General features: G+C 61.3%; 32 protein-coding genes and 1 tRNA gene. 23 read left to right on the top strand and 10 right to left on the bottom strand.

Annotation, left to right across the window (positions count from 1 at the left end; translation table 11 throughout):
- Nucleotides 1-354: 354 nt before the first annotated feature.
- From KY49_RS37925 to KY49_RS34705, 15 genes are all read left to right on the top strand, one after another.
- Nucleotides 355-810, top strand: coding sequence for a hypothetical protein (locus tag KY49_RS37925; protein WP_156162652.1), 456 nt, complete (start codon nt 355-357; stop codon nt 808-810).
- A gap of 108 nt (nt 811-918) precedes the next feature.
- Nucleotides 919-1128, top strand: coding sequence for a helix-turn-helix transcriptional regulator (locus tag KY49_RS31240; RefSeq protein WP_042588169.1), 210 nt, complete (start codon nt 919-921; stop codon nt 1126-1128).
- Nucleotides 1129-1131: 3 nt separating this feature from the next.
- On the top strand, nt 1132-1371 hold the full coding sequence (locus KY49_RS31235; RefSeq protein WP_042588168.1) for a transcriptional coactivator p15/PC4 family protein: 240 nt from the start codon (nt 1132-1134) through the stop codon (nt 1369-1371).
- A gap of 149 nt (nt 1372-1520) precedes the next feature.
- On the top strand, nt 1521-1790 hold the full coding sequence (locus KY49_RS31230) for a hypothetical protein (RefSeq protein ID WP_042588167.1): 270 nt from the start codon (nt 1521-1523) through the stop codon (nt 1788-1790).
- A 65-nt stretch (nt 1791-1855) separates the two neighbouring features.
- Entirely contained in the window at nt 1856-2305 is a 450-nt protein-coding gene (locus KY49_RS31225; protein ID WP_042588166.1) for a hypothetical protein, read from the top strand.
- Nucleotides 2305-3348 carry a hypothetical protein gene (locus tag KY49_RS37920; protein WP_156162651.1) on the top strand — a complete coding sequence of 348 codons (1044 nt, stop codon included), beginning with the start codon at nt 2305-2307 and terminating at the stop codon, nt 3346-3348. The genes KY49_RS31225 and KY49_RS37920 overlap by 1 nt, the downstream gene beginning before the upstream one ends.
- A complete protein-coding gene (locus KY49_RS31215) occupies nt 3345-3638 on the top strand; it encodes a hypothetical protein (protein ID WP_059645448.1) in 294 nt (97 codons plus the stop codon). Before KY49_RS37920 ends, KY49_RS31215 begins: the two co-directional genes overlap by 4 nt.
- Nucleotides 3635-4138 carry a hypothetical protein gene (locus tag KY49_RS37915; RefSeq protein WP_143134396.1) on the top strand — a complete coding sequence of 168 codons (504 nt, stop codon included), beginning with the start codon at nt 3635-3637 and terminating at the stop codon, nt 4136-4138. The genes KY49_RS31215 and KY49_RS37915 overlap by 4 nt, the downstream gene beginning before the upstream one ends.
- 99 nt (nt 4139-4237) lie before the next feature.
- Entirely contained in the window at nt 4238-4534 is a 297-nt protein-coding gene (locus tag KY49_RS37910; RefSeq protein ID WP_143134397.1) for a hypothetical protein, read from the top strand.
- A gap of 54 nt (nt 4535-4588) precedes the next feature.
- Entirely contained in the window at nt 4589-5581 is a 993-nt protein-coding gene (locus tag KY49_RS31210) for a hypothetical protein (RefSeq protein WP_042588165.1), read from the top strand.
- Between the two features lie 27 nt (nt 5582-5608).
- Entirely contained in the window at nt 5609-6541 is a 933-nt protein-coding gene (locus KY49_RS31205; RefSeq protein WP_042588164.1) for a S49 family peptidase, read from the top strand.
- 25 nt (nt 6542-6566) lie between these two features.
- Nucleotides 6567-6767 carry a hypothetical protein gene (locus KY49_RS31200; protein WP_042588163.1) on the top strand — a complete coding sequence of 67 codons (201 nt, stop codon included), beginning with the start codon at nt 6567-6569 and terminating at the stop codon, nt 6765-6767.
- A 225-nt stretch (nt 6768-6992) separates the two neighbouring features.
- Nucleotides 6993-9956: a phage tail tape measure protein gene (locus KY49_RS31195; RefSeq protein WP_042588162.1), complete on the top strand. Its 2964-nt coding sequence runs from the start codon at nt 6993-6995 to the stop codon at nt 9954-9956.
- A complete protein-coding gene (locus KY49_RS31190; protein WP_042588161.1) occupies nt 9956-10273 on the top strand; it encodes a hypothetical protein in 318 nt (105 codons plus the stop codon). Before KY49_RS31195 ends, KY49_RS31190 begins: the two co-directional genes overlap by 1 nt.
- Nucleotides 10274-10311: 38 nt before the next feature.
- Nucleotides 10312-11346: a hypothetical protein gene (locus KY49_RS34705; RefSeq protein ID WP_156162650.1), complete on the top strand. Its 1035-nt coding sequence runs from the start codon at nt 10312-10314 to the stop codon at nt 11344-11346.
- A 113-nt stretch (nt 11347-11459) separates the two neighbouring features.
- Here the strand turns inward: KY49_RS34705 and KY49_RS31180 are convergent, their stop codons facing one another.
- Nucleotides 11460-12479: an IS110 family transposase gene (locus KY49_RS31180; RefSeq protein ID WP_042585031.1), complete on the bottom strand. Its 1020-nt coding sequence runs from the start codon at nt 12477-12479 to the stop codon at nt 11460-11462.
- A gap of 140 nt (nt 12480-12619) precedes the next feature.
- Here KY49_RS31180 and KY49_RS31170 point away from each other — a divergent pair, with 140 nt between their 5' ends.
- On the top strand, nt 12620-13372 hold the full coding sequence (locus KY49_RS31170; protein ID WP_156162649.1) for a hypothetical protein: 753 nt from the start codon (nt 12620-12622) through the stop codon (nt 13370-13372).
- 77 nt (nt 13373-13449) lie between these two features.
- Nucleotides 13450-13929, top strand: coding sequence for a hypothetical protein (locus KY49_RS38335; RefSeq protein WP_197083624.1), 480 nt, complete (start codon nt 13450-13452; stop codon nt 13927-13929).
- Nucleotides 13930-13945: 16 nt separating this feature from the next.
- Here the strand turns inward: KY49_RS38335 and KY49_RS38895 are convergent, their stop codons facing one another.
- Nucleotides 13946-14281: a helix-turn-helix domain-containing protein gene (locus KY49_RS38895; protein WP_231636571.1), complete on the bottom strand. Its 336-nt coding sequence runs from the start codon at nt 14279-14281 to the stop codon at nt 13946-13948.
- Between the two features lie 174 nt (nt 14282-14455).
- Here KY49_RS38895 and KY49_RS31155 point away from each other — a divergent pair, with 174 nt between their 5' ends.
- Nucleotides 14456-14707, top strand: a complete 252-nt coding sequence (locus KY49_RS31155) for a hypothetical protein (RefSeq protein ID WP_042588156.1) — start codon at nt 14456-14458, stop codon at nt 14705-14707.
- Nucleotides 14708-14756: 49 nt separating this feature from the next.
- Nucleotides 14757-15014, top strand: coding sequence for a hypothetical protein (locus tag KY49_RS31150; RefSeq protein ID WP_042588155.1), 258 nt, complete (start codon nt 14757-14759; stop codon nt 15012-15014).
- Nucleotides 15015-15345: 331 nt separating this feature from the next.
- Here KY49_RS31150 and KY49_RS31140 read toward each other — a convergent pair whose 3' ends face one another.
- The 4 genes from KY49_RS31140 to KY49_RS36560 form a co-directional block, all read right to left on the bottom strand.
- Complete coding sequence (locus KY49_RS31140; RefSeq protein WP_042588153.1) at nt 15346-16569, bottom strand: tyrosine-type recombinase/integrase; 1224 nt, start codon at nt 16567-16569, stop codon at nt 15346-15348.
- Between the two features lie 173 nt (nt 16570-16742).
- Nucleotides 16743-16827, bottom strand: a tRNA-Leu gene (locus tag KY49_RS31135).
- Nucleotides 16828-16926: 99 nt separating this feature from the next.
- Nucleotides 16927-17214, bottom strand: coding sequence for a hypothetical protein (locus KY49_RS31130; protein ID WP_042588152.1), 288 nt, complete (start codon nt 17212-17214; stop codon nt 16927-16929).
- A 66-nt stretch (nt 17215-17280) separates the two neighbouring features.
- Nucleotides 17281-17445: an FmdB family zinc ribbon protein gene (locus tag KY49_RS36560; protein WP_042588151.1), complete on the bottom strand. Its 165-nt coding sequence runs from the start codon at nt 17443-17445 to the stop codon at nt 17281-17283.
- A 119-nt stretch (nt 17446-17564) separates the two neighbouring features.
- On the opposite strand from KY49_RS36560, the gene KY49_RS31120 reads away from it, so the two are divergent.
- Nucleotides 17565-17867, top strand: a complete 303-nt coding sequence (locus KY49_RS31120) for an acylphosphatase (protein ID WP_042588150.1) — start codon at nt 17565-17567, stop codon at nt 17865-17867.
- Nucleotides 17868-17884: 17 nt separating this feature from the next.
- Here the strand turns inward: KY49_RS31120 and KY49_RS31115 are convergent, their stop codons facing one another.
- Complete coding sequence (locus tag KY49_RS31115) at nt 17885-18319, bottom strand: universal stress protein (RefSeq protein WP_010089634.1); 435 nt, start codon at nt 18317-18319, stop codon at nt 17885-17887.
- A gap of 360 nt (nt 18320-18679) precedes the next feature.
- On the opposite strand from KY49_RS31115, the gene KY49_RS31110 reads away from it, so the two are divergent.
- The 3 genes from KY49_RS31110 to KY49_RS31100 all read left to right on the top strand — a co-directional run bounded on the left by KY49_RS31110 (nt 18680) and on the right by KY49_RS31100 (nt 22062).
- The gene (locus KY49_RS31110) at nt 18680-20164 is read left to right on the top strand and encodes an amidase (RefSeq protein WP_042588149.1); all 1485 of its coding nucleotides are present in this window, start codon (nt 18680-18682) and stop codon (nt 20162-20164) included.
- 220 nt (nt 20165-20384) lie between these two features.
- Nucleotides 20385-21074: a hypothetical protein gene (locus KY49_RS31105; RefSeq protein ID WP_042588148.1), complete on the top strand. Its 690-nt coding sequence runs from the start codon at nt 20385-20387 to the stop codon at nt 21072-21074.
- 106 nt (nt 21075-21180) lie between these two features.
- A complete protein-coding gene (locus tag KY49_RS31100; RefSeq protein ID WP_042588147.1) occupies nt 21181-22062 on the top strand; it encodes an arylamine N-acetyltransferase family protein in 882 nt (293 codons plus the stop codon).
- A 141-nt stretch (nt 22063-22203) separates the two neighbouring features.
- Here KY49_RS31100 and KY49_RS31095 read toward each other — a convergent pair whose 3' ends face one another.
- The 3 genes from KY49_RS31095 to KY49_RS37905 form a co-directional block, all read right to left on the bottom strand.
- Complete coding sequence (locus tag KY49_RS31095; RefSeq protein WP_042588146.1) at nt 22204-23466, bottom strand: multidrug effflux MFS transporter; 1263 nt, start codon at nt 23464-23466, stop codon at nt 22204-22206.
- A 359-nt stretch (nt 23467-23825) separates the two neighbouring features.
- Nucleotides 23826-24260: a hypothetical protein gene (locus KY49_RS31090; RefSeq protein WP_042588145.1), complete on the bottom strand. Its 435-nt coding sequence runs from the start codon at nt 24258-24260 to the stop codon at nt 23826-23828.
- Nucleotides 24261-24334: 74 nt separating this feature from the next.
- On the bottom strand, nt 24335-26086 hold the full coding sequence (locus KY49_RS37905) for a hypothetical protein (protein ID WP_156162648.1): 1752 nt from the start codon (nt 26084-26086) through the stop codon (nt 24335-24337).
- Nucleotides 26087-26115 lie beyond the last annotated feature (29 nt).

Genomic DNA, 26115 nt, shown 5'->3' with positions numbered 1-26115 from the left:
TTCGCTGGAGGGAACACATAGCAAAAAACCCGCGAAGCCTTGAGCTGTCGCGGGTTTCTGCATGTTTCCGGAACTTGCCGGAATCGTATCTGGTGCCAGGGCGGGACCAGATAAAATCCGGCTTGGCGTTATCTGGCTTAGGTTGCTACGGAAATCGTTGTGTAGATACCACCAAAAATACCACCAAAGATTTCCGGCAGATCGGCTACCCCGTGCCGGAAGAAAACCGCACGGCAACAGCGGCGGAGGCCCCATAATCGCCATTGCCCCTGCCTAGCTTTAGCGGGCGAAAAGCCGGACACCTTCACCGGCCTGGCAGGGCGCCTCAATGAAGGGCGCTTGAAGGAGCGCGCTATGACGGACGATGATCCGTTTAGGAAGATCGAGGAGCAGTTAGTTGGGTATTCGTCCGACAGATGGCTGACGACGTATGTCGAGTGCCATGAGGGCGCCGCAGTTTGGGCGGCCTACCTCGAGTGGCGCACTCACGGGTTGCCAATCCCGGAAACCATCCTCTCCAAATTCGATGAGTGGGCAGCCAAACTGTTGTCAGCAAGCAACGGGATGGAGGCTGCGGAAATACTGGGCCTCGGTCCAACTGGACGCTCGGGCACGTTTCGAGAGCGGATCCAAGATGCCGCACAAAAAGTCGATGCCATGCGATATCTGAGTGATCCGGATGGGCCGCCGGTTACGAAACGAAAGCAGCGTGCGGTCGTCAATTACGGGCGCTCGCGTAAGACCATTGATGAATTGGCGGCGAAGGTCGGGCTGAATCGAGGAAAGCGGGGGCGTCCCAAAGCACGATAAAAATGGAAGGCCTGTGGCGGCTTCCGTAACATTTTCTCGGTCAATATATTCGGTGTCCATGCGTTCCAGATTGGGCTCGGGGCGCTCACTTTCAGCCAGTGAGGACACATGGTCACGCAACTTCAAGCGACACTCACTATTCTGCGTCGCAAGCAGGTGGAGGCCGCAACAGGACTTTCTCGCTCCACGATTTACAGCCGCATCAAGGCCGGCACGTTCCCTCCCGCAGTCCAGCTCGGCCCGCGTTCCGTTGGCTGGCGACTGTCGTCGATCGAGCAGTTCCTCGCCGACCCCGCCAACTACAAGGTGGAGGGCTGAAATATGGCCGAGAACCACCAGCCGCCGATCTGTGAAATTCAACGAGGCTCGCGGGAACGCTTGCGCATCGGGCTGACCGAGCGGGGAGGGAAGTGGTACGTCGACTGCCGCGTCTGGTATGTCGGCACTGATGGCAATTTCAAACCGAGCACGAAGGGTATCTGTATCCGGCCCGATCACCTTGCGCCGTTGATGCAGGGGCTCGGCTTGGCGGCGCGCGCACTCGAAGGCGGGGTGCGTTGATGACGACTGCACTCCCTCGCAAAGGCTTCGAAAATGGCTTGATGAATAGCCCCAATAGGGCTATATTTCGTCCCATAGGGAAACGCGTTCGCGAGTCCCGCTATCCCGTAAGGACGACATCATGAAGCCCACTTTTCGCGGTCACAACTATGCCGATCAAATACACGCCCCCGTCTCCGGAGGATCTGGCCTCCCTGAAGAACAGCCTCGGCTTTACCGGCAAGCAGATGGCGGAACTTGCCTGGTTGGCCGGGGATCAGCATTGGAGGAAGTACACGAACCCGCACAATCCGCGGCAGATGAGTGCCCAGATGCTGTTCGTGATGATGGCTCAGCTCGAGCTGGACGCAAAAACGTTCGAGCGCGTGATAGCTCGGATGCGCTCGGTGGGAGCAACGATCGAACCGGAAAACCCGTAGGCGTCGACGATATCCGGACTGCACGTACTGTCGTTTCCGCTGCTCTCGCCGAGGCATTTGAACGAGTGGAGAAGACCGAGCGGACGAGCGGAGCGCTCGCCTTGATCAATGTCGAAATGGAGGGGATCGGCGGCGCGGTTGTCCGGGTTCTGCGCGGACTTTCGCGCCTCGATTTGGCCGTCGTCATCGCCGCGGCGCTCCCCTCTGGCCATCCGAGCAGCATCCGCCGAGCCGCGATCGAGCTTATTGCCGCCTTCGCCTTGCCGGCAAAACTGGTCAAGCGTGTTGAAAGCGGACTCGCGCGGCGCCTCATCGCGCGGCACTTCGGTGGCCGCATCGATTACAAGGAGCTCGGCGAGATCTATGACCTCGATCCGAGCAATGTGCGCCGTCGCGCTCGCCTTGTATCGGATGCAATCGAGCTCGAAGAGCGTGCGACTTGGGACCGCCTTGCTTCCCTGCTGCACGACGTCGGTGCGCTTCCCATCGGAACCCACCTCGCAAGGGGGACTTGATGGCCCGCATACGCACGATCAAGCCTGAATTCTGGACCGATGAGAAGGTCGCCATGCTTTCGCCGGCGGCGCGCCTCCTCTTCATTGGCACATGGAACTATGCCGATGATGGCGGAAACATCGAGTATTCGTCAAAGCGCCTGAAGATGCAGATATTCCCCGATGACGACATCGACTGCGAACCGCTCATTGCCTCGCTAATCGCTCACGGAATGCTCATTGAGTACTCCGTGAGCGGTAAGAAATACCTTCACATCAGAACGTTCGGCAAGCATCAGGTCATCAATCGGCCATCCAAGAGCCGCCTTCCGGCGTTTCCTGGTGTCCCATACATTGAGGACTCCAAATCTAGTCATGGAGGATTCAGTGATGGCTCAGTGAGTGATAACGGAGCGCTCACTGATGGCTCATTGACGGAAGTGGAAGTGGAAGGGAATCTTTCTAATAGTCGTCGTCAGTACACAGCATCCGGCGAGCCTGTGGATAACTCGGCGGAAGGCCGGGAAGAGCAAAAAAACGAGACGACGACTGAGGGGAATCGTACCGATTCCCAAACCCAGAACCCCGAATGCCAAGAATCGGGCGCAGGCGGGGCTGCTGACGCATCCGATGGCTCAAGACACGCGGAAGGCGGCGCGAGCGGCGTGGCGCCCGGAAATCGCGAGCCGAACGACGATCTTCCGCCGCTCCCTGTCTCCATGGAATGGTTCCGGCAGCGCGGCGTCCTCATCGACGATACCAACGACCTCCTGATCGGCTGGCGGCGCGCCGGCGTCACGGAAGGCCAGTTCACGGTCGCGATTGCCAAGGCCAAGCAGTACAAGCTCAAGCACATCCCAGCGAACTACCTGGCCCAGATCGTCGACGAGATGGTCAACCCGCCGGAGCGGGCGTCGAAGCGCATCGCACTCGGCGACGACGAGCAGAGCCTCAAGGCGGCGGCGAAGGCGCTGGGTATGGATGAAGGTCGGCAGGGCGAAAGCCTGAAGCAGTACAAGGCCAGGATTCTCGCGCAGATGAATGAAACCGGGAGTCCGGCATGAGCGAGCACGCCAGCGGTGGGTTTCGTCTTGCGTGGGGCGCTTGGCTATCGACCGACGATATATATCGGATGCGCTGGGAATTGGCCGGGCTGATTGATCAACTGGCGGACGAGGAAAGATGGTCATTCGATCGTCGTGCCCGGGTAATGTGCAACGCCGCACGGGGACCGATTTCCGACTTGATGCCAAGCCTCAATTTCTATCGAGAGCGCATGGCGGAGGTCTTCGCGGAGCGTGACGCGCGTCGCCTCGTCGCCTCGTTGATGCGGCGCCACGGGGCGGCGCGATGAAAGGGGCGTTCATCTTCCAAACCGCGGCCGATCTCGAGGAGATGATGCGCGCACTCGAGCGTCGCAACAATGACACCGCACATGCAATTCTTCGCCGGCTCGAAACGCAACGCGCCGATGCTGCTGCATTGGGGAAATTCGGACGGACCCTGAACCATGGGCGCTACGTGGCGGCGCGCGAGCTACTTGCGATGGCGCAATCCGGATTCGGAGGATCCGACGTGCTCAATCGGCTCGAAAAGCTGTTGCTGAGGCTCGAAAACGACTACATCAAGGCTGCTGCTAGCGCGGCGCGGTCAACTTCCAACAAGCGGTTTATCCCGTATTGGTCCGCGTTCGACGAAATCGCAAGTCAACGCACACATCGAACCGCAGAGGAAATTCATGCTGCAGTTTTGTCGGATGGCATGCCACCTCCCTATCCGCAGCCTGACGTCATCAAGCGACGCTACGCAAAATTTAAGACAGGAATGTCTCAGACATTACGAGCGCTAGGTTAGTGAGCGGCGGCGCGGCATGATCCTAACAACCAGATTCGAAACCTGATCAGCCGATCGTCACACCCTCCATAAGCTATCTGATACGAGTAGGAGTACAAAATGACTGCAACCCCTGTTACATGGAACGATCCGAGTACCGCTCGTGCTCAACTCAGCCCGTTATTCAACTCGAGCGGTTTCGTGGCCAATGTGATCGTGCGACTCACGGAGACGCAGGTCATCAATGGTGTTCTCACCACCATCTGTCCGCACCTTCAATGCACCGGCGTTCTCAATTTGGGGCGCTACGTTCCGGCCGTGTACTCCGTCGACGAACATGGAAACGATTCATGGGTGACCTCTGAGCCTGGCCCGCGTCTTCTCAACGGTATCACGGGCTGGATCCTAGCCGAGTGATGGGCCGCACATACAACCAGGACCAAATCATCCACTTTGCTCCGGAGTCTAGATATGGGCATCCTCAAATTCGGTCGCACCCAGTTCAGTGAAGCAGTTGCGCGCCAGCTCAACGATATAGCGACCTCTCCCAAATGGCGCGAAGAAATCGACGAGGCCGATAAGGCAAAAGTCGCGGTGCGTACGGAACTCAAGCAGCAGCTCGACACGCTGAATGAACGATTCGACGCGCAGCTCGAGCAGGCTAGCGCCAAACGTTGGGAGGTGGAGCGCCACCTCGACGATCTTCGGAAACGCCTTCCGGTGCAAATTCGCGAAGCCGAAGAGGCATGTGTTGTGGCTCGCGGAGCAGTTTGGGCCATCGAGCAAGCAAAGGGCAAGGAAGAGCTCGATATTAAGCGAGAACTGTATGACTCGCGTGATACGCGCATTGACGAGTACTACATGCACATCAGCGATGCGTGGAACATGATCAACCACCTTACGCGGGAAGAGTTCGTCTTTACCGGGAAGTACAACGTGTGGACCCAGAGGCCGATACTCGAGACTGAGTCGAACGGGAGCGAAGTAAAAGCCGCAATGGACATATTAAGGGCGGCACAAAAGAAGGTCGAAGAATTGGCGCTTATGCCACTGCTGCGCGCGGAGATTAGCGAACGTCTGATCGCGATCTCGAAGGAAATCGCACCGACAATCAAGAAGTTTTCGCTGTCGTGCCCGGTGCTCAATGCCGATGGCGAAGTCGAACTCAGCGATTCGCGTCTGAGTAATTATCTCGTATTGCGAGCGAACGGAGTGGAATGTGTCGAAGATCTTCCGCCTCCCGACCCGAAGGATCTGACCTCGACACCGGCGAGTCGCATCAAGGAGAAACGCACCGCAATTGCGATGGGTGCGGGCTCGGTCAATGCTGCGACGATCGGTGATCTGGGTGTTCACCGCGCACGCCAATCGCGATCCGGCGGTAGCTCGTCGAGCGGGCTGGTGAATCGTTCGGCGAAATGGTGGCGCAATCGCAAGGAGATTGATGACATCGATGGTCAGTGAGCAACTTCCTGAGCCAAGGAGATTTCCATGATGAACGCGCATTTGATTGCTTGGGCCTTGTCCCATCCGTGGGCGCTGATGCCCGAGCGGATGGCCGCATATGCAAGCGTGCTGGCATCCCACTATGCCGGCAATTTGCCCGCGGCCGCACCCAAGGCTGCATCGTCGTCGACGCCGGCGGCGCGGACACGTTCTAACCGATCAGGCAACATCGCCGTCGTCAACGTCTTCGGTGCGTTGGTCGAATGGCCTGGCGACATCAATGTATGTGAAGTCGGGACGAGCTCGCAGGTTGTCAGCCAGCAACTCACGGACGCTGAGAGAGACGAATCGGTATCGCAGGTACTGATGGTGTTCAACACGCCTGGCGGCAGCGTCTATGGCACGGCAGAGCTCGGCGACGTGATCAATCGCGTGAAGGCGTCGAAGCCCGTCATCGGTGTTGCGCAGAGCCTTGCCGCCTCCGCCGGTTACTGGCTTCTCTCGCAGTGCACGGAGGCTTACTGCTCACCTGGTGGCGAAGTTGGCAGCATCGGCGTCTATTCCGGCTACCAGAACATCGCAAAAGCGATGGAAATGGCGGGCGTTGACATCCAACTGTTCAGCGCCGGCAAGTACAAAACGGAACTGAGCCCATTCAGCGATGGCCTGTCTCCCGATGCCGTCGCCTATCAGGAGCAGCGCGCGCAGGAGTATTACACGATGTTCACGAAGGCAGTCGCGAAGGGGCGCAAGGTGTCTGTCGCTTCGGTACGCAACGGGATGGGTCAGGGGCGCGTGTTGGGCGCTCAGGCCGCGCTCGAGGCCGGGATGATCGACGGCATCGCGTCGATTGACGGTGTCGTTGGAAAGATGCAGCGCGGTGCGCGTGTCAGTCGACCGGGCCCCTCGGCCCAGTCGAGTCGCTCCGACCTATCGGCTCAGGCGCGCCGCAATGAAATCGATCTGCTTTCCATCTGAATCCTATCTCGCGGGAGAGTGAACCGTGGACGTCAAGATTTTCAACATCTGTCTGTTGCTCGGGTGGTTGATGGTTCTCGCGGGCGGCATTGTCATCAACCCCGGTTGGGGCATCGCCATCGCCGGCGGTCTCCTCGTCATGCTGACTCTGATCGCCGCATATCTCGCCGGCTGGGCTCAGCCAGGCTCCCCGGAACCTGTTGCCGACGCGCGGAACGAGCATTGATCGCGCGTCGCAATCTGCGGAGATATGGCGATGGCCTCATTGAAACTGATGGCGACTATTCGACCGAAGGAGTTCGCCACCCATCAGGTCACGTTGGGAAAGGGGACGTTCACGGCTACCTCGTGGAACGCCGCGCGTCGACGGTGGCAACCGGTTCACGATGGAAGAGGAACGCGCTGCCGCAATCGCAAAGTTGATTGATTCGAAAAGCACCGGAGCAAACACATGAGCACCGAATCCGTCGTCCGCGTAACCGTAGACGCAACTGGCTACGAGTCCGGCATAAATCGTGCGAAGCGCAGTGCGGAATCGTTCCTTGCCTCGCAGGAAGCCGCGGCAAAGCGCACGAAGACCGCACAGGACGCAATCACGGAGGCGGCCGTCAATGGTAGCCGCGCATCCGCGAGTGCGATCAATTCGTTCGTGCAGTCGACGGCCAGGTTGGCGGATGCGGCCGGCAAGACACGCAGCCAGTTGCTCGAGCAGAGGGCCGCTCAACTCGGCGTGAGCGACTCCTTGTCGACCTATATCGCCAAGATTCGCGAGACGGAACAGGCGCACCACAAGCTCAACTTTGCGACGGCTGGCGCTCGCCGCGAAATGCTGGTGCTGGCGCACGAGGCATCGCAAGGCAACTGGAAGCGCTTCGCCGGTTCGTTGATGGTCCTCGGCGAACGCACGGACGCGATGTCGTTGATCATGAACAAGAGCGTTCTGTCGGTCGGCGCGCTTGTGGGCGTCGTCGCGATGGCTGCCGGCATCACATACAAAGCCGCCGAAGCGATGGGCGAGTATGGCGACGAGGTGGAGAAGCTGTCGCGCAAGACCGGAGAATCTACGGATGCGATCCAGCAATGGCTATTCACCGCCAAAGCGATGGGTATCGACTCCAAGGAGGCTATGAAGTCGGTAAGCGATCTCGGCGAAGCGCAGAACAAGGCACTCCACGGCAACAAGGACGCCGCCGCCGCGTTTGCGGCAATCGGGATTTCTCTGAAAGATCTGAGGGGCAGCAGTCCCGATGAACTAATGGCGAAAGTTGCCGATGCGTTTCATCAATCTGCAGACGGTGCGGGAAAGGCGGCCGTTGCTAACGAGCTCTTCCGAAATTCCGGAGATGCCCTAATCCCGGTATTGGATCGTGGCTCGGCTGGCTTGGCAAAGTTGGGAGTCGAGGCGAGAAATTCCGGAGCCGTCATTGGCGGTGAGGCAGTCAAACAGATGGCTGCGTTCAAGGAGCATATGGAGCTCGCGCATGCCAAGATGGATGCGATGGCAATGAGCGCGAAGGCCGCGCTTCTGCCGACAATTCTCAATCTTACGGAGGCGATGAGCGGCAACGTGGCCATGAAGCCGCTGCTCATGGATTTCTACAATTCAGTCGGCTTCGTAATGAAGGCGGCCGCCTCCGCAATTGCAACGGTCGCCGTTGGCATGGAACAAGTGTCGGAGGTCATAGCCACCGCCGCGACCGTTGCGTATTACGCTGGAACGGCCCAGTTCAAAATGGCATACGATTCGGCCAAGGCAGGATATGAAAACCTCAAGAAAGAGGGCGAAGGATATTCGCAGTTCATGAAGAATCTCTGGTCCAACACAGCGCCTCCTGCTGCTGATGTCGGACCGGTGGGGCATAAGGGAATTGATTTCTCGAAGGGCAATCACCACCAGGCGAAGGCATACCACGACGATGCCGCTACCAGATTCTTGCAGGAACTTCGCGATCAGGACGCTGCGACGCGCGCCGCACTCACGTCGAACGATAAGCTCACCGAGGCAGAGAAGCGACAAGCCGAATTTCTCCAGAAGATCGCCGATCTGAAAGAGCGCAAGATCCTCACGGCAGACGAGAAGAGCCTGCTCGCCGCGCAAGACCGCATCAAGGCGCAATTCGCGATCAACATTGAACATGAGCGCGAGCTCAAGCTGAAAGAGGACATTCAGAAGCTCGACGAGCGCGCGGCGCAGGTTCGCGCGCAGATCGGCAACTATCAGCGCAACCAGGGCGAACAACATCAGCGTCAACTTGACGTCTTCGGGATGGGAAAGGATGCATTGGCGCAAGTCCAGGCTGTCAAATCCATCTATGCAGAGTACGAGCGTCTCCAATGGCAGCTTGAGAAGGAGACGCCGAAGAGCGCGCGCGGCTCGCAGCAATATCTGCAAGCGCAGGCCGACATTAAGGCCGGCCTGGCACAATCCCTCAAGGATTTCGACGACTACTACGCCGCTCTGAAACAGAAGCAAGGCGATTGGACGAACGGCGCTGCCGCCGCATTCGCCAACTACATCGACTCGGCGAATAACGCCGCAGCCCAGGTCGAATCGGCGATCACGGGCAGCTTCAAGAGCATGGAAGATTCGCTCGTGAGCTTCGTGACGACCGGGAAGATCAGCTTCGCGAAGCTGACAGACGGCATCCTCGCCGATCTCACCAGAATGGCCGCGCATGGCGTAATGGCGAAGCTCTTCGACAACCTGTCATCCATCGGGGGCATGGTTGGCGGAGGCTTCATGTCATCGCATCCCGGCGCTGCGGCCACGACGGCAAGCGCGCTACCCGGCAATGCGCTCGACAACCTGATGAAGCTGACGAAGGGCTTCGGCACGATGAGCGGCCAGACGAGCGTCGCTAATCTGCAGGCCGCCGTTCAGAACACGTCATCGCTGACCGCGGCAAACGCAACGGTAGCGACGATGACCGTCGGGACGTTGGTCGGTGCTGGCATAGGCGGTGCGGGTGGCGTGGGCGGTGGAAATCCGCTCATGACGCTGCTCGGAAGTCTCGGCGGCGGCGATATGGCTGGCGCATTTGGTTTTACTGCGACCGGTGTTACTGGATCGGCTGGTGCCGTTGCCTCAGGGGCCATGATGACGGACGGAACGACGGGTCTCTCGGCGCTGATGGGCCTTGGATTCCTCGCCTCCGGCGGCGCGGTAACCGCAGGAATGCCATATATCGTCGGCGAGCAGGGACAAGAATTGTTCGTTCCGTCGCAATCCGGAACCATCGTCCCGAATCATGCTTTGCTGTCGCGTGGCGACTCGCCTAAGTCTTCGTCGTCGGCAGCATCTCCCATCTTCAACATGAACATCACCGTACCGCCAGGCTCGACGCGTGCCACCGCTCAGCAGCAGGCCCGCGCAATCATGGAAAGCGCAGCGATCGCGCAGCGGAGAAATGGGTGATGAGAAAGACGCGATCCGACGATGAAATTGCAGCCATCAAGTCGAACATTCGAACGGCGTTCGCAATGCTGAGCACTCAGAGCTTTTTGCTCGAACAGTGGTACGGGCAGTGGTTCTTGAGAGATCCAGCCGCTCGGGTCGGCGTGCCGGACAAATTGATTAGGGCGGCGCGATATGACGCCACCGGGTCCGGTGATTCGGACAATTTGATGCAGATACAACAGCAAGTGATTGAGCAAATGGAGCGCTTTTTTGCCTCAGTCGAAAAGAGACTCGAAGAAACGGAAGCGGCGAGAACGGTCTCGACGAACCGCTGATGCATTTGAGCATGACCACTTATGTCACGAGGTGATGAATGAGCAATAGCACGACACTGCTTGATACGATCAGTTCGACCCAGGCGATGAAAGAGGTAGTGGCCAACGGCCTGTACGATGCCATGAGCCCATCGTCGCTGTGGGGCAGGCGCATGATGACGACGAGCGGCCTGACGTGGGGCTACTACGGTGGCAACTTCGTCGACAACACCGGTACAAGCCACGCGATTGCCAACGGAACGCTCACGCTGACGGCTAGCGCCACGAACTACATCTACGCCAACGCCACTACCGGCGCGGTCTCGGTGAACACGACCGGCTTCCCGGCCGGCAGCGTGCCGCTTTACTCCGTTGTGACGAACGCGTCGCAGGCGTCGAGCTACCTCGACTACCGCAGCTACCAGCCTTCGGCCACCGGCGGCGGCACGGGCACGGTGACGAGCGTGGGCCTCGCGATGCCGTCGCAGTTCGCCGTGTCCAATAGCCCGGTGACGGGCAGCGGTACGCTGACCGCCGTGTGGAACAGCCAGAGCGCCGCGCAGGTGCTCGCGGGCCCCGCCAGCGGCGCGGCAGCCGCGCCGACGTTCCGCGCGCTGGTCGGCAGCGACATCCCGCCGTTCACCGGTTCCGGCGCCAGCCATACCACCGGCGGCGTGCCCGACCCCGGCTCGACCGCCGGCACGACGCGGTTCCTCCGCGAGGACTCAACGTGGGCCGTGCCGCCGGGCAGCGGCGGGGGCGGCGGCACCGTGACCAGCGTCGGCGGGACGGGCGGCGTCGAGACGGACCAGGCATCCGGTGCGGCGATCACCAGCAGCGGCAGTGTGCGGGCCAACCTCCTGCCGTCCGTCGTCACGAGCGCGCATACGTTCGTCACCGGCGACCGCGGCGCGGCGATCATCACGAACTATATGAACGCGTCCCGTTTGCAACAGTTTTCGAATGTTCAGACAGACAGGATGGCTGCAGCTCTATATCCGGCCTTGTTGCAGCCGATCCTGCCGCTGCGGGCCTCTATGAAATCCGCTGACTCGCCCCTCATTCTCCTGGCGAGCTCGAAGCTCGTCACGTGATTCAGGTTTAGCAAGTCCCGGTCCTACCTGACTTGTCATCACACTCGATTGCTGCGCAACCTTTCGACGTTCACCCTGTGTTAAACGTTGGTCTTCTACCTCGCCTGAGCCGTTCAGACCGGTTTCACGCTCAAGTAGTCCTTCTGATACGGCCGGTCATGGGCCAGTACCGCCCAGATCGTGCGCGCCATCTTGTTCGCTAGCGCGACGATCACCACATTCATCGGCCGCCGCTTCTTCATCTGCTCGACCCACGGGCCGGGCTCCTTCGCATGCGTCAACACGCTTCGCGCACCATGGATCAGCAGCGTGCGCAAATATGTGTCGCCTCTCCTGCTGATTCCGTGCAGGTTCACCTTGCCGCCCGAGCCGGTCTGCTTGGGCACTAATCCGGCCCATGCCGCGAACTCTCGCCCCGAGCTGAACGCTTTCGGATCGCCCATCATCGCCACCGCCGCCGTGGCCGTGAGCAACCCGACGCCGGGTATCTCGCTGATCGCCTTTACGGCCCGCTCTTCCTTCTTCCAGTCGCGCATCCGGCGCTCGATTTCGGCAATCTGCTCGTCCAGCCTCGCCAACCCGTTCCACTGCTCGCGCAACGTCTCGATCAGCGCCGCCGGCAAGCGCTCGGTGATCCGGCCAAGCACGGCCGGTATTTCCTTGTCCAGCTTCGCCCGGCCCTTGCTCATCACCTCGCCGTATTCCGTCAGCAAACCGCGCAGTCCGTTGCTCTGCATCGTGCGGAACTTCACCAACTGCTCACGCATGCGGTGCAGCGCCAACATCGCCTGCTGCATCTCGCTCTTCACCGCCACCGGCTTGCCCGGCTGCTGCACCGCCAGCCAAATCGCCCGCGCGTCCGCCGCATCGTTCTTGTTGCGAATGTTGAACGCTTTCACGAACTGCGCCGGCATCAGCCTCACCTCGTGACCCAGCTTCGTCAATTGACGGGCCCAGTGGTGCGCGCCACCACACGCCTCCATTCCGATCAGGCACCGCGCACGGTTGGCGAAGTGCTCCAGAAACTTTGCCCGCTTGATCGGCTTGTTCACGATCTCTCCGCTTTCCTGATCGACGTAATGCACCTGGAAAACCTGCTTGGCGATATCTACGCCTACGGCCATACTGTTCATCGTGGATCCTCCGGTTGCCGGGAAATGCTTGCATTTTCCACCTGGGCACTTCGATGCCGTCGGCCCGTGAGGATCCACCCACTTCCTCTGCTTTCACTGCCTCGGGTGGGACGCGTTCATTTCAATTCTCCTCGAGCGCGGTGACGCAGACGCTGCCGGCTGCCACCGGCAGCAGCGGCAACTTCCCGAACGGCTGGTTCTGCGACCTGACCAGCATCGGCACGGGTACGACCACCGTGGCCGTGCCCAGCGGCGCGCAGCTCGACGGCGTGACCAATGGCACCATCGCGCTGAGCCAGTTCGGCGGCGTCCGCGCGTTCACCGACGGTACGAACTGGTTCACCCGGCGTGGCGCGGGTTCGTCGAGTTCCGGCGGCATGACGCTGATCAGCAGTCAGGTACTGTCTTCGGCAGCGAGCACCGTCACGTTCAGCTCGATCCCGCAGACGTACAATAGGCTCATGCTGAAGGTCTACGGCCGCACGACGTCATCCGGGACGAGCTCCACGGCGTGCAACGTCCAGTTCAACGGCGACACGGCGAACCACAACTCCGTGGCCACGCAGATCAACGGTAGTCCCTCATCGAATACATTCGGCGCGTCCTCGAACGCCAGTTCGGCATACATCGGCGACTTGACTCAGAACGGCAATGGAGCTGGGCTGGCTGCGATGATCGAACTGACGATGGACGAGTACGCCTCGACAACGTTCTGCAAGGAGGGCGCGACACGCTGCACGTTCTCCACCTTCAACTCGGCGTCTGGCACGAAGGCCAACATCGGCGGCGGCGTGGCCTACAACAGCACGTCCGCGATTACGTCAATGGTCCTCTCACTGGCATCATCGGACCAGTTCGGCTCTGGAACCATATTCCGCCTGTATGGACTGTGACATCGCGCGGCGACCGCCTCCACCATTCAAACGAGAGCGATTCGCATTCGTAAGGGTAGGGGCGGTCGAATCTCTGCATGCTGCGGCGCGGGACACCGCGCATCCTCGCAGGCGCAGAAAATATCCCCTTTTTGAAAAAGGAAAATCAGCAAATGGCCGGTAAAAAAGGATGCAGCGGCGGCCCGCGAGCCAATGCCGGCGGGGCTAGGCCAGGTGCCGGACGGAAATCAAAGGCCGAACCGAAATCAGCAAACCAGAAGTCGGTTAAGACGACTCTGGAACCGCAGGCGCATGGCGGTGCGCTGAAGCGCTCGAAGAGCAGGGCCGTGCCGCTGGAAAGTCGCGACATGCTCGAGCTGCTACAGGACGTCGCGCTCGGGCGCGTCGAAGCCACCGCGCTGCAGGTTCGGGCTGCAATCGCGGCCGTCCAGTACACGCATCACAAGATGGGTGAAGGCGGAAAGAAGGACGCAAAGGCCGATGCCGCAAAGAAGGTGGCCAGTAGGTTCGCGCCTTCGGCGCCCCCGCGGCTCGTCGTCAGCAATCGCGAAAAATAGCGGCCGCGGTGCGCTATCAATCGCCGGCGAGCGCGCGGTCGATCTGACTTATCGGGATCATCCCGCATTTGTTTAGCCGTAGTTGCCCGGTGCGCACCATCTTGCCAAGGGTGGTCCGGCTCAGACCAAGAATCTCGGCTGCTTGCTTTTGTGTCACCTGCAGCGGCCTAGGGTGCGATTCGTCATAAAGTCGAACTGCGCGCATTGCGATTCGTAGCGCATCAGCTTCGTCAATTTCTTGGTATTCGCCCCCAATTTTTGGCCGTGGGCCTTGATTGGTCAGCTTCAGCTCGGCTAGTCTTAGGCGCAGCCATTCGTCAAAATTGATTGCAAGATCCCGATCTGTTTTCACGTCTCACCCTGGCAATTAACATGCTCAAATGACCTATAAGTCATAAATTCACTCTGCCGATCACGAAAACGGCGAACTTTTATGACCAATCGGTCAATGTTATGAATTTTTATTGATGCCGAGTGATTTTGGCAGCAGGATGCCGATATTCCAAGGACTTCCGGCGGGCGGATCATGGATGATCAGGGCAATGAGACGTCGCGGAGCGGCGCGCGGCCGGCCGGCATGCCTGATGCCGAGGTGGCCACCTCCTCCATCTGCATCGAGGTTCAGGATGGTGTGTTGGTCAAATGGATCGTGAACGCAAATGCGGACGATTGCCCCGACCTCCTGCGAAACCTGGCGATGATGCAGCTCGAGATCGTACGGAAGATGCGGGCGCTTGAGTCGCGGTGGTCACATCTCCCTGCGGATTTCCGACCGTAACGGTCTGATGATAAAGTGGGCCGCGAAAACTTGACCCAGAGGACGATAGATGGCAAACCATCCGCCGTATTCCGTCATACTCTCCTTCACGGGAGACAGTTTCGACGTGCGGGCCGTTGAGAAGGAGAAGATTGCGGCCTCCATTGCCGACTCGCTCGCGATACCGATCTTGCTGGACGAGTTCGACTACAAGCTCGACGACGAATTCGCGCGACGCCTCGGTGTGGTCATGCTCAATCTCATCGCGCTCGGACAGCCAGACATCAAGCAGTTCATGTCGGTTACGCAAGAGCCGACGGACCAATGATTCACCGCTGAGCGAACCCGACGGCACTAATGATTAGCCTCGGCCCGTCCCTTCGCGATCGCGTCGTCGTACTGCTGATCGCAGATGTATCGCTGCGATAGAGCCGCGATCTGTTCGCAAGCCTCCCGGACTTGTCGTGCCCTTGTCACGTATTCGGGAATGCTGGCCCCGAACAGGAGAAACGCTCCCAGCAAAGCGATCGGTATGCCGATGAGCCATGGCCACATCTTCGGCCGCGGCGTGATTGCACCACATTTGGGGCATGCCTTGGCGGTTGTGCTGATTTCGCCCCCGCACTCCTTGCATACGGTCATCGCCATTACGAGTCCCCTTATTCAGCGTTCGCGATGATGGGCGTCATTTGCACGCCTTCCTTGAGCTGGTCTAGATAGTCGGCCCATTTTTGCATCATCGCTCGGCGTTCCTTGATGAACTTCGTCCGGTTATAGGCGGATCCGAGGTTGTCCGGCACCGCGTGGGCGAGCTGATGCTCGATCACTTCTGGCTTTTGCTCAAGCTCCTCATGCAGGATCGTCCGCGCCATCGCGCGGAACCCGTGTCCGGTAATCTCGGTGCGCGTATCGTAGCCGAGCCGGCGCAGTGCTCCATTTACCGCAGCATCACTCATTGGCTTCTTATGATCGCGCGCGCCTGGGAATACATAGAGGCCGGCACCGGTAAGGGCATGCAACTCACGTAGGATCGCAATCGCTTGCGTGGAAAGCGGAACCAGATGCTCAGTCTTTGTCTTCGAGACGAGGTAGCGCCACTCGCCCTTGTCGAGATCGAATTGCGCCCATTCCGCCTTTCGCAGTTCGCCAGGTCGTACAAACGTGAGGGGAGCCAGCTTGAGTGCGCAGAGCACAGGGAAGGTGCCGGCAAAGCCATCGAATGAGCGCAGCATCTCGCCGACCTTGGCGGGATCGGTGATTGAGGCGAAGTGGGTCGTCTGCGCAGGAGGGATGGCATTGATCAGATCCCGCGCCGGGTCGGCCTTACAATGCCCCTCCTTGATCCCATATCGGAATATTCGACTGATTTCGCTGCGGATGCGGTGAGCAGTGAATCGGGCGCCGCGGCTATCAATGCGCTTGAGGACGACCAGAATCTCTGGTGCATCGATCTCGGCGATCGGCCGCTTGCCCATCCACGGAAACACGTCATGTTCCATGCGGGAGAGCGTTTTTGCCTGCTGAGCGGGCTCAATGATCGCTTTCCGCTCATCCATCCACCCGCGCGCGACGGCTTCGAACGAGTTGGCCGCGGCAAGGCGGGCGGCGCGCTTCTCGAGGCGCTTCGCTTCATTGGGGTCGATGCCGGCCGCCAGCTTCTCCCGAGCTGCGTCGCGCTTTTTGCGCGCTGCCGCGAGCGATACATCAGGATAGACACCGAGCGCCAGCGTCTTGTCCTTGCCGGCGAACCGGTAGTTCATCCGCCAATACTTTGCCCCGGACTTGTCGAGCTGGAGGTACATGCGGCCGCCGTCGGATAGCCGGTTGCCGGTTCCGTCGGGGTTGTAACGGGCATTTCTGACTTGCGCGTCGGTGAGCGGCATGGTGGTATCTCCGGGCCGGACTGGCTTGGAAACGAGCCGATGCCACCCAAAATACCACCTCATACCACCGGTTGTCTACGAACTAACCCGGAACACCGTGGAATGAAAAAACCCGCGAAGCCTTGAGCTGTCGCGGGTTTTTGAACGTCGCCGGAACTGTCCGGAATAATTCTTGGTGCTCAGGGCGGGACTCGAACCCGCACGCCTCGCGGCGCTACCCCCTCAAGATAGTGCGTCTACCAATTCCGCCACCTGAGCAAGAGGGGACGGATTGTAACGGGTAAATGATCTTTTGTGAATACTTTGTGTCGGGAAGCTGACTGAGCGCCAACGGCGGTTGCGTCGTGGCGAGGGAAGTCATTCCGGCTCCTCGAGCGATCGGGCCGGCGGGGAATCGATCGACAGCCACGGCTGCCAGGCGGGATACCACGCACGCTGCCAGCGCTGCATGAAGTCGGCCCACAGCGCAAACGACGGTGCGAGCGGAAACAGGCCCGTCTGCAGCAGCCATTGCGCCGCGGCGTCGAACGACGGCGTCGCGGTGATGTGGATGGTCATGGCTTCCGCGTTCCGTTCCGGGAATTCGTGCCGCGTGATCTCGACGTCGACGGACGGCAGGTGAGCAGTCAGTTTCGTTTGGCCCATATCCAGCCTCGGGTTGGTGCGACGGCCTGCGCATCCGTCGGTGACAGATCGACGTTCATCGCGCGATCAGCTCTTTCTCGACGTCTTCGGAACGAATGTCGTAGGCACGTGCTGAATCTGTTCGCTTCCACAATCGGGGCAGCGCGGATGAGCCGTTTGATGGTCGGCGAGATGCTCGACGCTCTCGAACGTTTTGCCGCACTTTTCGCAACGATATTGGTACGTCGGCATGGCAATCCTCCGGTAGCGGAACGGCGTGCAACCACTAGTATGGTTCGTAGAAATGCCAACTCGATATTGCAATGAACCCGCATGGATTCGATTGAGGGGCTCGACCGGGAGGACCACGCATGGAATCTGACGACCTTGGGCTCGAAACCCGGCTGGTGCGCGTGCGCGGCGTGGTGCAGGGGATCGGCTACCGCGAAGCGTGCGTGCGGCATGCGACGGGGATCGGCGTGACCGGCTGGGTGAGGAATCGCATGGACGGATCGGTGGAGGCGATGCTGCAAGGCTCGCCGAAGCAGCTCGACGAGATGTGCGCATGGATGAGCGAGGGGATGCCCGCCGCGCTCGTCGACGGAATCGACGTAGCCGAGGTGCGACCGCCGGTTGCGCGCCTCGAAGGCTTCGACCGGCTGCCTACGCTGTGAGGGGACGAACGCCCCGCCTACTGAACCGCCGTCACCGGAATATTCGAAATCCGCACGAGCCGGTCGAGCACGCTGCGCCGGAACAGCGACATCACGCTATGAAGCGGATCGTGGCGCGGCGCGACGACGACGATTTCATCGCAGCCGTGCTCGGCGGCCACGGCGGCGATCGTATCGGCGACCGGGCCGACCTTCATGACGACCCGATATGCGACGCCGGCATCCTTCAGGATCCGCTCGGCCTTCGCCAACTCGCCTTCCGAGAAATGCTGCTCGATCTCGCGCAGCCGCGACAGCGGATGGTAGGCCTCGAGCCGGGTCGATTCCAGCGGAGGCTGGACGTTGAGCAACACGATTTCCGATGCGCACCGTTCCCGGTAGAGGAAGGTCGCATGGCGCACCGCCTGCAGCGAGCGGGACGAGTGGCCGACCGGAACCAGCAGCTTGAGCATGAGTGACGTCCGACGAATGAGATGCTTGCAGCGTAGCGCGCGGCCGGCCGGAGCGATCTAAAGAGATCGGGCGGCGACGTAAAAATGTTGTTAACACGCCCGGCGACCGTGTTCTGCTAATTAGAAATATAAGAAATTTAAGTTTATGCGCATAAACGTTTTCACCGGCCCCGGCGCCCGTGCCGCGGCGATTCAGTCGAAATCGCAACGAATCCGCACGGAAAATATCGGAAGTTACCGGCGCGGCGTTGCGTAGAGTAGAGCGTCGGCGGCGGCGCGACGCATCCGGCCCCGCGCGGGCTTTGCGCGGCGGCCGTCCGCGCCGCCTGCCATCCGTGTCCGTTTTCCAGGAGACCTCGCATGCCGCACGGCGCCCCGTCGCTTCTCGCTCCCGCCTCCATTCCCGTCGATCCGATCGTGCGCTTGTCCGCGAGCGCGCTCGCGTCGGCGATCCGCCGCAAGGACGTGTCGTGCGTCGAGACGATGAACGCGTACCTCGACCACATCGCGCGCGTGAACGGCGCGCTCAACGCGATCGTCGCGCTGCGCGACCGGGACGCGCTTGTCGCCGAGGCCGCGCAGAAGGATGCGGCGCTCGCGCGCGGCGAGCATCACGGCTGGCTGCACGGGATTCCGCAGGCGCCGAAGGATATCGCGATGACGAAGGGCATCGTGACGACGTTCGGTTCGCCGATCTTCCGCAACCACGTTCCGCAGGCGGATTCCGTCGGCGTCGCGCGGATGCGCGCGGCCGGCGCGATCTTCATCGGCAAGACCAATACGCCGGAATTCGGTCTCGGCTCGCATACGTTCAACGACGTCTACGGCGCGACGCGCAATCCGTATGACCTGACGAAGAGCGCCGGCGGCAGCAGCGGCGGCACGGCGGCCGCGCTCGCGGCGCGGATGCTGCCGGTCGCGGACGGCAGCGATTTCGGCGGCTCGCTGCGCAATCCGGCGGCGTTCTGCAACGTCTACGGCTTCCGGCCGTCGCAGGGCCGCGTGCCGCGCTGGCCGGGCGTCGACGTGTTCGTGCAGCAGCTCGGGACCGAGGGGCCGATGGGGCGCACGGTCGGCGACGTCGCGAACCTGCTCGCGATCCAGGCCGGCTACGACCCGCACGATCCGCTGTCGCTCGCCGAGGACCCGGCCGTGTTCGCGCAGCCGCTCGACACGGACCTGCGCGGCAAGCGCGTCGCGTGGGTCGGCGACTGGAACGGCTATCTGGCGACCGAGCCGGGCGTGCTCGCGCAGTGCGAAACGGGGCTCGCGACGCTGCGCGAGATCGGCTGCGACGTCGACGCCGCGCTGCCGGCGTTCGCGCCGGAACGGCTCTGGCGGATCTGGCTCGCGCACCGGCACCTCCTGTCCGGCGGCGGGCTGCTCGCGCACTACCGCGATCCGGCGCGCCGCGCGCTGCTGAAGCCGGAGGCGGTCTACGAGGTCGAGGGCTTGCTCGCGCTGCCGGCGCAGGCGATCTTCGACGCGAGCGTCGAGCGCACCGCGTGGCACCAGACGCTGCTCGGCTTCTTCGAGCGCTACGACTTCATCGCCGCGCCGACCGCGCAGGTGTTTCCGTTCGACGTGGACGCACGCTGGCCGCAGCAGATCGCGGGCCGCGCGATGGACACCTATCACCGCTGGATGGAAACGGTCATGCCGTGGACGCTCGCGGGCTGCCCGGCGATCAGCGTGCCGGTCGGCTTCAACGCGGCCGGGCTGCCGATGGGGATGCAGCTGATCGGCCGGCCGCGCGCGGACCTGGCGGTGCTGCAGCTCGCGCGCGGCTACGAGCAGGCGGCCGACTGGGTCGGCCGACGGCAGCCGGGCTGGATGGCCGCGTAGGCGGCGATCGGGCGCAAGGGCAGGCCCCGCCGCCGACCGGCCGGATATTGCTGCGCAAAAGGAACGAATGCCGCAGCGGCCGTGATGTCGCGCAGCGGATGCGCGCGAATGCGCACACCCGTCACCCGCGATTTCGTATCGATGTGTATCAATCGTTGCGGCGTCGCGTAGCGGGCTTCGAAAATATCCGCCTCATCATTCCGGCACGGGAGAACAGGACATGAACAGGATTCGCGCGACGGGCAAGCGTCTGGCGTGGGCAGGCGCCGTTTGCGGCGCGCTGCTGAGCGGCGCCGCGCACGCGCAGCTCGACCTTCAATCGCTGGGCGCATCGCTGCTCGGCGGCGGGCAGCAGCAGGCGGCGCCGGCGCAGGGCGCGATCGGGCAACTGCTGCAGGCGTATGTCGGTGCGAATCAGCAGGTGCTGGCGGGACAGTCGTCGCTCGCGTCGGCGATGGGGCTCACCGGCGCGGCCGGCCAGGCCCAGCAGGCGGCGAGCCTGCTGGGCAGCGGCGGCAACGTGCTCACGCCGGCCACGCTGTCGCAGATGGGCGGCGCGCAGCAATCGGTGTCGCAGGCGCTGGGCCAGGCGTTCGCGACCGGCGGCGCCGCGCGCGGCCCGGTCGACAAGCAGGCGTTCAGCAACGGCCTCGCGTCGCTCGGCCAGGGCCTCACGCAGTATTCGCAGCTGCAGTCGGGGCTCGGCGGCCTCGGCTCGACGAACCCGGCCGAGCTGCTGCAGGCGGGCCTGAATCCGCAGAACGCACAGGCCGCGTCGTATATCGCGCAAAGCGCACCCGGCCAGCTGCAGTCGCTCGCGGCGACGCTGAGCCAGGCCGTCCAGTTCGCGACGAGCCAGGGCATCTCGGTGCCGTCGGTCGCGACGTCGGCGCTGAAGCTGCTGCCGTAACGCCGTCGCCCGCCCGGGTGCAGGGTCGTCGCTTACGATGACCTTGCGCTGCATGGGGATTTCAGCCGGTGCTATCGTGTGGCGTCCTCGCTCACGGTGCCGGCTCATGACTGACTCGTTCGACCTCTCACGCTATTTCGCCCGCATCGGTTACGACGGCCCCGTCGCGCCGACCCTCGACGTGCTGCGCCGCGTCCACCTGCTGCATCCGCAGGCGATCCCGTTCGAAAACCTCAATCCGCTGACCGGCGCGCGCGTCGCGCTCGACCTGCCCGCAATCGTCGACAAGCTGGTCGAGCGGCGGCGCGGCGGCTACTGCTTCGAGCTGAACAAGCTGTTCTACGCCGCGCTCACGCACATCGGCTTTCGCGTCACGCCGCTGATTGCGCGCGTGCGCTGGATGCAGGCGCCGGAAGACGTCACCGCGCAGACGCACATGCTGCTGCGCGTCGATCTCGACGATGCCGCGTGGTTCGCGGACATCGGCTTCGGCACGGCGACGCTGACCGCGCCGCTGCGTCATCTGCCGGGCGAGCGCCAGTTGACGCCGCACGGCGCGTTCCGCGTCGTCGACGCGCCGGTCGCGGGCGAGCTCGACATGCAGTGCGAGACGCCGGACGGCTGGCAGACGACCTACAGGTTCTCGCTGAAGCGGGCCGAATGGATCGATTACGAGAGCGCGAGCTGGTTCACGTCGACGTATCCCGATTCGCTGTTCGTCAACGACCTGATCGCGTGCCGCGTGCTGCCCGAGGGGCGCGTGTCGATGCTCAACGCGGTGTTCACGCAGCGCGACGCGACCGGCGCGGTGACGGCGACCGCTACCTTCGACGACGCGGCTGCGTGGAGCGCGTGCCTGCGCGATGCGATCGGGATCGACACGACGGGCTTCGATCTCGACGCGCTGTTCGCGCACGCGGCGGCGCGCAGCGCGGCGTCGCCGGGCGCACGCGGTCCGGTGACGAACGGGCGGGCTGTCGAGCGCTGACCGCAACGGGGACGATTGCACGGCAGCCGTCCCCGAGAGGATCACAAGGCCGTCACGAACGGCCGATCAGCCGCCGGAACGGCGCCATGCCCCGGCGGCGAAATGCGGAAACGGGTGGACGCATCGACATGGACCGAACGCTCAGGCCACCTCGCCGCCGCCGCGCACGACCGCCGCGGGCTGCATCTGCGCGAGATGACGCAGCAGCTTCGCGACCATCGCGACCACCGTGAGCGCGAGGATCACGAAGAACACCGCGAGCGGCGTCAGCACCTGCACCGACACGAAGCCGGCGAGCCCCATCATCGCCGACGACACGAGCAGCAGCGCGCAGCCGAGGATCGCGCTCGTCAGGCCCGCGATGTGCGGGAACAGCGCATTGCCCTTCGCCATCAGCGTCGGATACATCGCGCCGGCGCAAAACCCCATCACGAGCGCGGGCGTCGCGAGCGTCCACACGCGCAGGCCGACGGTCAGCGCCAGCGCGAGCATCGCGATCGCGGCGCCGGCCATCACGCGCGCGCCGAGCTGCAGCCGCCGCTCGGCGCTCGGCAGGCGCGGGCCGTGCACGCGGTTCGACAGCCCGCCGAGGAAGTACATCATCCCGATGCCGAGCGCGAGATAGCCGAAAAAGGTCGGCGGCTCGTGCAGCGTGGTCTGCACCATGAACGGCCCGACGATGTTGAACACGAGCAGGATGCTGTAGCACAGCCCCTGCGCGAGGAAGCAGCTATGGAACACCGGGCTCGACAGCACCTTGCCGGCGTTCGCCATCAGCGTGCGCGGCGCGAGGGGCACGGGGCGCGGCAGCGTCTCGCGATAGCCCCACAGCAGCGCCCACATCACGAGCGAGTACGCGAGCAGGAACACCAGGCAGGCCTGCCAGCCGAACCATGTCTGCAGGTGCGCGCCGATCACCGGCGCGACGATCGGCGCGAGCCCCCACGCGATCGACATGTAGGTGAACGCATGCATCAGCGCCTGCCCGGTGAACGAATCGGTGATGATCGCCTTCGCGAGCAGGTTGGTGGTCGCGATGCCGAAGCCCTGCAGACAGCGGGCGAGGAGGAACGTTTCCAGGTTCGTCGCGCCGAGCGACAGCAGGCAGCCGATCGTATAGACGACGAGCCCGAACGCGAGCACGCGCTTGCGCCCGAAGGCGTCGGCGACCGGCCCGAATACGAGCTGGCTGAACGCGTAGGCGGCCAGGTAGCCGGACACGCTCGACTGGATCGCCTGCGGCGACGTCGCGAAATAGCGGGCCATCGCGGGCAGCGCGGGCACGTAGATGTCGATCGCGAGCTGTCCGGCGGACGCGAACAGGCAGATCAGCAGCAACAGGAAACGCGGTGAATTCGTTGCGCGCGCGGGCGCGGCGGCGCGGTCGAGGCTTGAGTGGGGCATGACGGCAGGGAAGGAGCGGATTCCGGCAGCGCGCCGTCACGCGGTTCGGATGTCGAACGCTGGTGCGTCGTCGGCACTAATGCCCCGTATTGTGCCTGCTGCCGCGCAGATCGACGGGATTCCCATGGCGCGGGCAAGGTTGAGTGCCGCCGACACGCGGTGTCGGGAGCCGCGGCGGTCAGACGTAACGACCAATTCGGAGCCGAGCCCTTGCGCCGGGCCGCGCGGTGTTCTGCGTCGTCGGCGTGCCGATCGCGTGCGAGTTCGCCTTGCAGTGCGAGGTGCCGGGACGGGGCAAGGTTAGGGGCGAAGGGCCGGCAAAAACCTGTAGACCAGCTCGGTCGCCCCGTCTTGCCAAACTAGCGCTTGGCGGACGTACCGTATGTCGACGTGACGTGCGGGTCGAAGCATCCGGGGGTGTGATTATTCAGGAGCAGCTGCAATGAATATTGAACCTTGTCTCCTATCCCTTGAACAGTCCCGGACCAAACGGTTTGAGCGTTGTTATCTGCGCTGGGTTCGAAATTCAGCTTTTTCAAGATTTCGCCGGTAATCCCCGTAATTTTGACGTGCTGATCCGGGTCAATGGAATAAACAGTCCACCTGAGCGTATCTCCACTATTGCAGTACGTGAGCAATTCGTCGGTGCCTTCGGTGGTGTTGGGTTTGTTGATGTCGTCGACGATGACATCGTCCATCATGTATACGTAGTTTGCGACGTTTTGTCCGTTGTTCGTCGATTCGGTCACTGCATTAGCCACATTAACTGCAACGAGTATGTTAATGGTCGCCATGGTCGTCTCTCAAAAAAGAAGATGGGTTGGTCGTCGGGCTGATTGTTTGGGTCTGGTGATGATAAAGAATGTCTTTATGGGCGTGCCGGGTAGTTGATGAATCGGCTGAACTTGCTGCTGTTCAAGGACTTGGTGTCCCATTCCGGAGCCTTCACAGGCGCATCAAGAAAGATAAAGCTAAACCCGGATCCTGCGGCCTGGGCATTGCCATGACAACCCATGCAGCCACCCATGTTGACACTTTTCCCGCTGTGCGAAACATTTTTCAAGTCGTTTCCATTTTTGGTAAAGTCGGAAATGGTGAATTTTTTAGCTCGAAAATCGTCAAACTCTCCGCTGAATCGCTGAAGATTGTAGTCGGTTTCAATAACGCTGTTGGCCTGGTAGTAGGTCGATCGCGGGAATCTGTCGATTCCGGAAATTTTGTCTCCAAGCGGTACGTGCTGAACGTTGATGAGCTTGTAGTACAGCCAGACGGGCGGTGACTTGAAATTCCTGGGCGCCGCATACGACCGAATTGCATCGTGAGCCTGCTTGTTGGCGTATATTATTTCATCTGGTATGTCGTTTATTCTTTTGTTGACGAGAATTATCCCTCCGTCAAGCAGTCCGTGATTTTTGTCCGGGGCATTTTGGGATTGGATGTTTTGATAGTAAAGCTGTTTGTTCGGGCCGGCCGGATAGCTTTTGGGGGGCGCGAAAGTCTGGGTCGTGCCGGGTCCGGCATTGTTGGAGATTACGTTCGGCGTCATCGGTGTTACGTTCTTCAGCACGCTCCTGTAATTTCCGTCCTCATCCTCGATCGCATTTCCGTTGGCATCCGTTATATTATCCGCCTGCTCGAATGTCGTATAAATGAAATAGGGGGCGGATTTGGTTTTTCTGATGATGTGCAACCCGACGAGTCCCATGACTTCATCTACGGCCTTGATGTGAGTCCCGTCGTCCTGGCTCGTGTAGTGGCGAGCCAGGGTGGTGTAAAACCGGCCTGACTTCATTTCATCTGGAGTCAATCTTCTCCATGCCGCCTTGATTTCAATGGTGTCGATGGGGAGGCTTACGCATTTTACTCCGGGATATTTTTGATCCCTCGTGCCGTCGCAATCGGTGGACCCGGCAATCGGATCGCGTTTGGTAAGGTTGACGAAATCGGCCGTCCTCTTGAATATTTGAAGTTTACGCGGATCCCACCAGCTGTTTTCCGTGATGTACTTGTACTCGTTTCTATTGGCTTTTGCCATGAAGAGGATTTGCGAGTATTTGTCTCTCGACTCACTTGATACGACGCCGGCATAAATCTTATTCAGGCCAATTTGACTGTTTTCATCGAGGTTGATCCAGGGGGTCGGCCCGGAAGGGGTGGTAACATCTGCCTCCGCATACTTGTAGCTCGGCGCGTCGTCATAGCCGTAATCGCTGGCGGCTCCTTTTTCAAGCCCCGCGCGATTGTCTTCTGGAAATATTTCAACCTTTCCGCGAAAAGTGTGCCAGACGAGAGGGTCTTTGTATTGAGGGTCGCCGAACGGTTGATTCGGGTCAGGTTTGTCTCGAGGTTGCTTGTTGGTGTTATTGGCGAGCGCAGGCCAGTTCAGTGCAATAAACTGGTTCCAGGCAAAAGCTGCAGCCTGTTGCAGCGTTGCATGCGGCGCATCGGAATTATTGAGATCGTCAGGCAGCGAATAGCTGATCTTGATTGGATTTTTCGTATCATCACCATCAGGGGAGCTGCTCATTCCGATGGTCGGGTAAAGTGCAAGCGATACGCCCCCTGCAATCAGCGTCGCAGCGAGCAGCATGCGGGTACGGTATTTTCCAGGCTGCAACATATTATCCTCTCCCGATCGAAGATTCCTGA

The organism is Burkholderia sp. MSHR3999 (assembly GCF_000833595.1).
GTDB classification, from domain to species: Bacteria; Pseudomonadota; Gammaproteobacteria; order Burkholderiales; family Burkholderiaceae; genus Burkholderia; species Burkholderia ubonensis.
The sequence above is the reverse complement of the archived record's forward strand: the minus strand, read 5'-3'. Positions and strand labels throughout refer to the sequence as shown.

Excerpts from the sequence above, each read along its gene's own strand:
- KY49_RS37925 (WP_156162652.1), top strand. The coding sequence starts at position 355 with ATGACGGACGATGATCCGTTTAGGAAGATCGAGGAGCAGTTAGTTGGG.
- KY49_RS31240 (WP_042588169.1), top strand. The coding sequence starts at position 919 with ATGGTCACGCAACTTCAAGCGACACTCACTATTCTGCGTCGCAAGCAG.
- KY49_RS31235 (WP_042588168.1), top strand. The coding sequence starts at position 1,132 with ATGGCCGAGAACCACCAGCCGCCGATCTGTGAAATTCAACGAGGCTCG.
- KY49_RS31230 (WP_042588167.1), top strand. The coding sequence starts at position 1,521 with ATGCCGATCAAATACACGCCCCCGTCTCCGGAGGATCTGGCCTCCCTG.
- KY49_RS37920 (WP_156162651.1), top strand. The coding sequence starts at position 2,305 with ATGGCCCGCATACGCACGATCAAGCCTGAATTCTGGACCGATGAGAAG.
- KY49_RS31215 (WP_059645448.1), top strand. The coding sequence starts at position 3,345 with ATGAGCGAGCACGCCAGCGGTGGGTTTCGTCTTGCGTGGGGCGCTTGG.
- KY49_RS37915 (WP_143134396.1), top strand. The coding sequence starts at position 3,635 with ATGAAAGGGGCGTTCATCTTCCAAACCGCGGCCGATCTCGAGGAGATG.
- KY49_RS37910 (WP_143134397.1), top strand. The coding sequence starts at position 4,238 with ATGACTGCAACCCCTGTTACATGGAACGATCCGAGTACCGCTCGTGCT.
- KY49_RS31210 (WP_042588165.1), top strand. The coding sequence starts at position 4,589 with ATGGGCATCCTCAAATTCGGTCGCACCCAGTTCAGTGAAGCAGTTGCG.
- KY49_RS31205 (WP_042588164.1), top strand. The coding sequence starts at position 5,609 with ATGATGAACGCGCATTTGATTGCTTGGGCCTTGTCCCATCCGTGGGCG.
- KY49_RS31195 (WP_042588162.1), top strand. The coding sequence starts at position 6,993 with ATGAGCACCGAATCCGTCGTCCGCGTAACCGTAGACGCAACTGGCTAC.
- KY49_RS31190 (WP_042588161.1), top strand. The coding sequence starts at position 9,956 with ATGAGAAAGACGCGATCCGACGATGAAATTGCAGCCATCAAGTCGAAC.
- KY49_RS34705 (WP_156162650.1), top strand. The coding sequence starts at position 10,312 with ATGAGCAATAGCACGACACTGCTTGATACGATCAGTTCGACCCAGGCG.
- KY49_RS31180 (WP_042585031.1), bottom strand. The coding sequence starts at position 12,479 with ATGAACAGTATGGCCGTAGGCGTAGATATCGCCAAGCAGGTTTTCCAG.
- KY49_RS38335 (WP_197083624.1), top strand. The coding sequence starts at position 13,450 with ATGCTGCGGCGCGGGACACCGCGCATCCTCGCAGGCGCAGAAAATATC.
- KY49_RS31155 (WP_042588156.1), top strand. The coding sequence starts at position 14,456 with ATGGATGATCAGGGCAATGAGACGTCGCGGAGCGGCGCGCGGCCGGCC.
- KY49_RS31150 (WP_042588155.1), top strand. The coding sequence starts at position 14,757 with ATGGCAAACCATCCGCCGTATTCCGTCATACTCTCCTTCACGGGAGAC.
- KY49_RS31140 (WP_042588153.1), bottom strand. The coding sequence starts at position 16,569 with ATGCCGCTCACCGACGCGCAAGTCAGAAATGCCCGTTACAACCCCGAC.
- KY49_RS31130 (WP_042588152.1), bottom strand. The coding sequence starts at position 17,214 with ATGGGCCAAACGAAACTGACTGCTCACCTGCCGTCCGTCGACGTCGAG.
- KY49_RS36560 (WP_042588151.1), bottom strand. The coding sequence starts at position 17,445 with ATGCCGACGTACCAATATCGTTGCGAAAAGTGCGGCAAAACGTTCGAG.
- KY49_RS31120 (WP_042588150.1), top strand. The coding sequence starts at position 17,565 with ATGGAATCTGACGACCTTGGGCTCGAAACCCGGCTGGTGCGCGTGCGC.
- KY49_RS31115 (WP_010089634.1), bottom strand. The coding sequence starts at position 18,319 with ATGCTCAAGCTGCTGGTTCCGGTCGGCCACTCGTCCCGCTCGCTGCAG.
- KY49_RS31110 (WP_042588149.1), top strand. The coding sequence starts at position 18,680 with ATGCCGCACGGCGCCCCGTCGCTTCTCGCTCCCGCCTCCATTCCCGTC.
- KY49_RS31105 (WP_042588148.1), top strand. The coding sequence starts at position 20,385 with ATGAACAGGATTCGCGCGACGGGCAAGCGTCTGGCGTGGGCAGGCGCC.
- KY49_RS31100 (WP_042588147.1), top strand. The coding sequence starts at position 21,181 with ATGACTGACTCGTTCGACCTCTCACGCTATTTCGCCCGCATCGGTTAC.
- KY49_RS31095 (WP_042588146.1), bottom strand. The coding sequence starts at position 23,466 with ATGCCCCACTCAAGCCTCGACCGCGCCGCCGCGCCCGCGCGCGCAACG.
- KY49_RS31090 (WP_042588145.1), bottom strand. The coding sequence starts at position 24,260 with ATGGCGACCATTAACATACTCGTTGCAGTTAATGTGGCTAATGCAGTG.
- KY49_RS37905 (WP_156162648.1), bottom strand. The coding sequence starts at position 26,086 with ATGTTGCAGCCTGGAAAATACCGTACCCGCATGCTGCTCGCTGCGACG.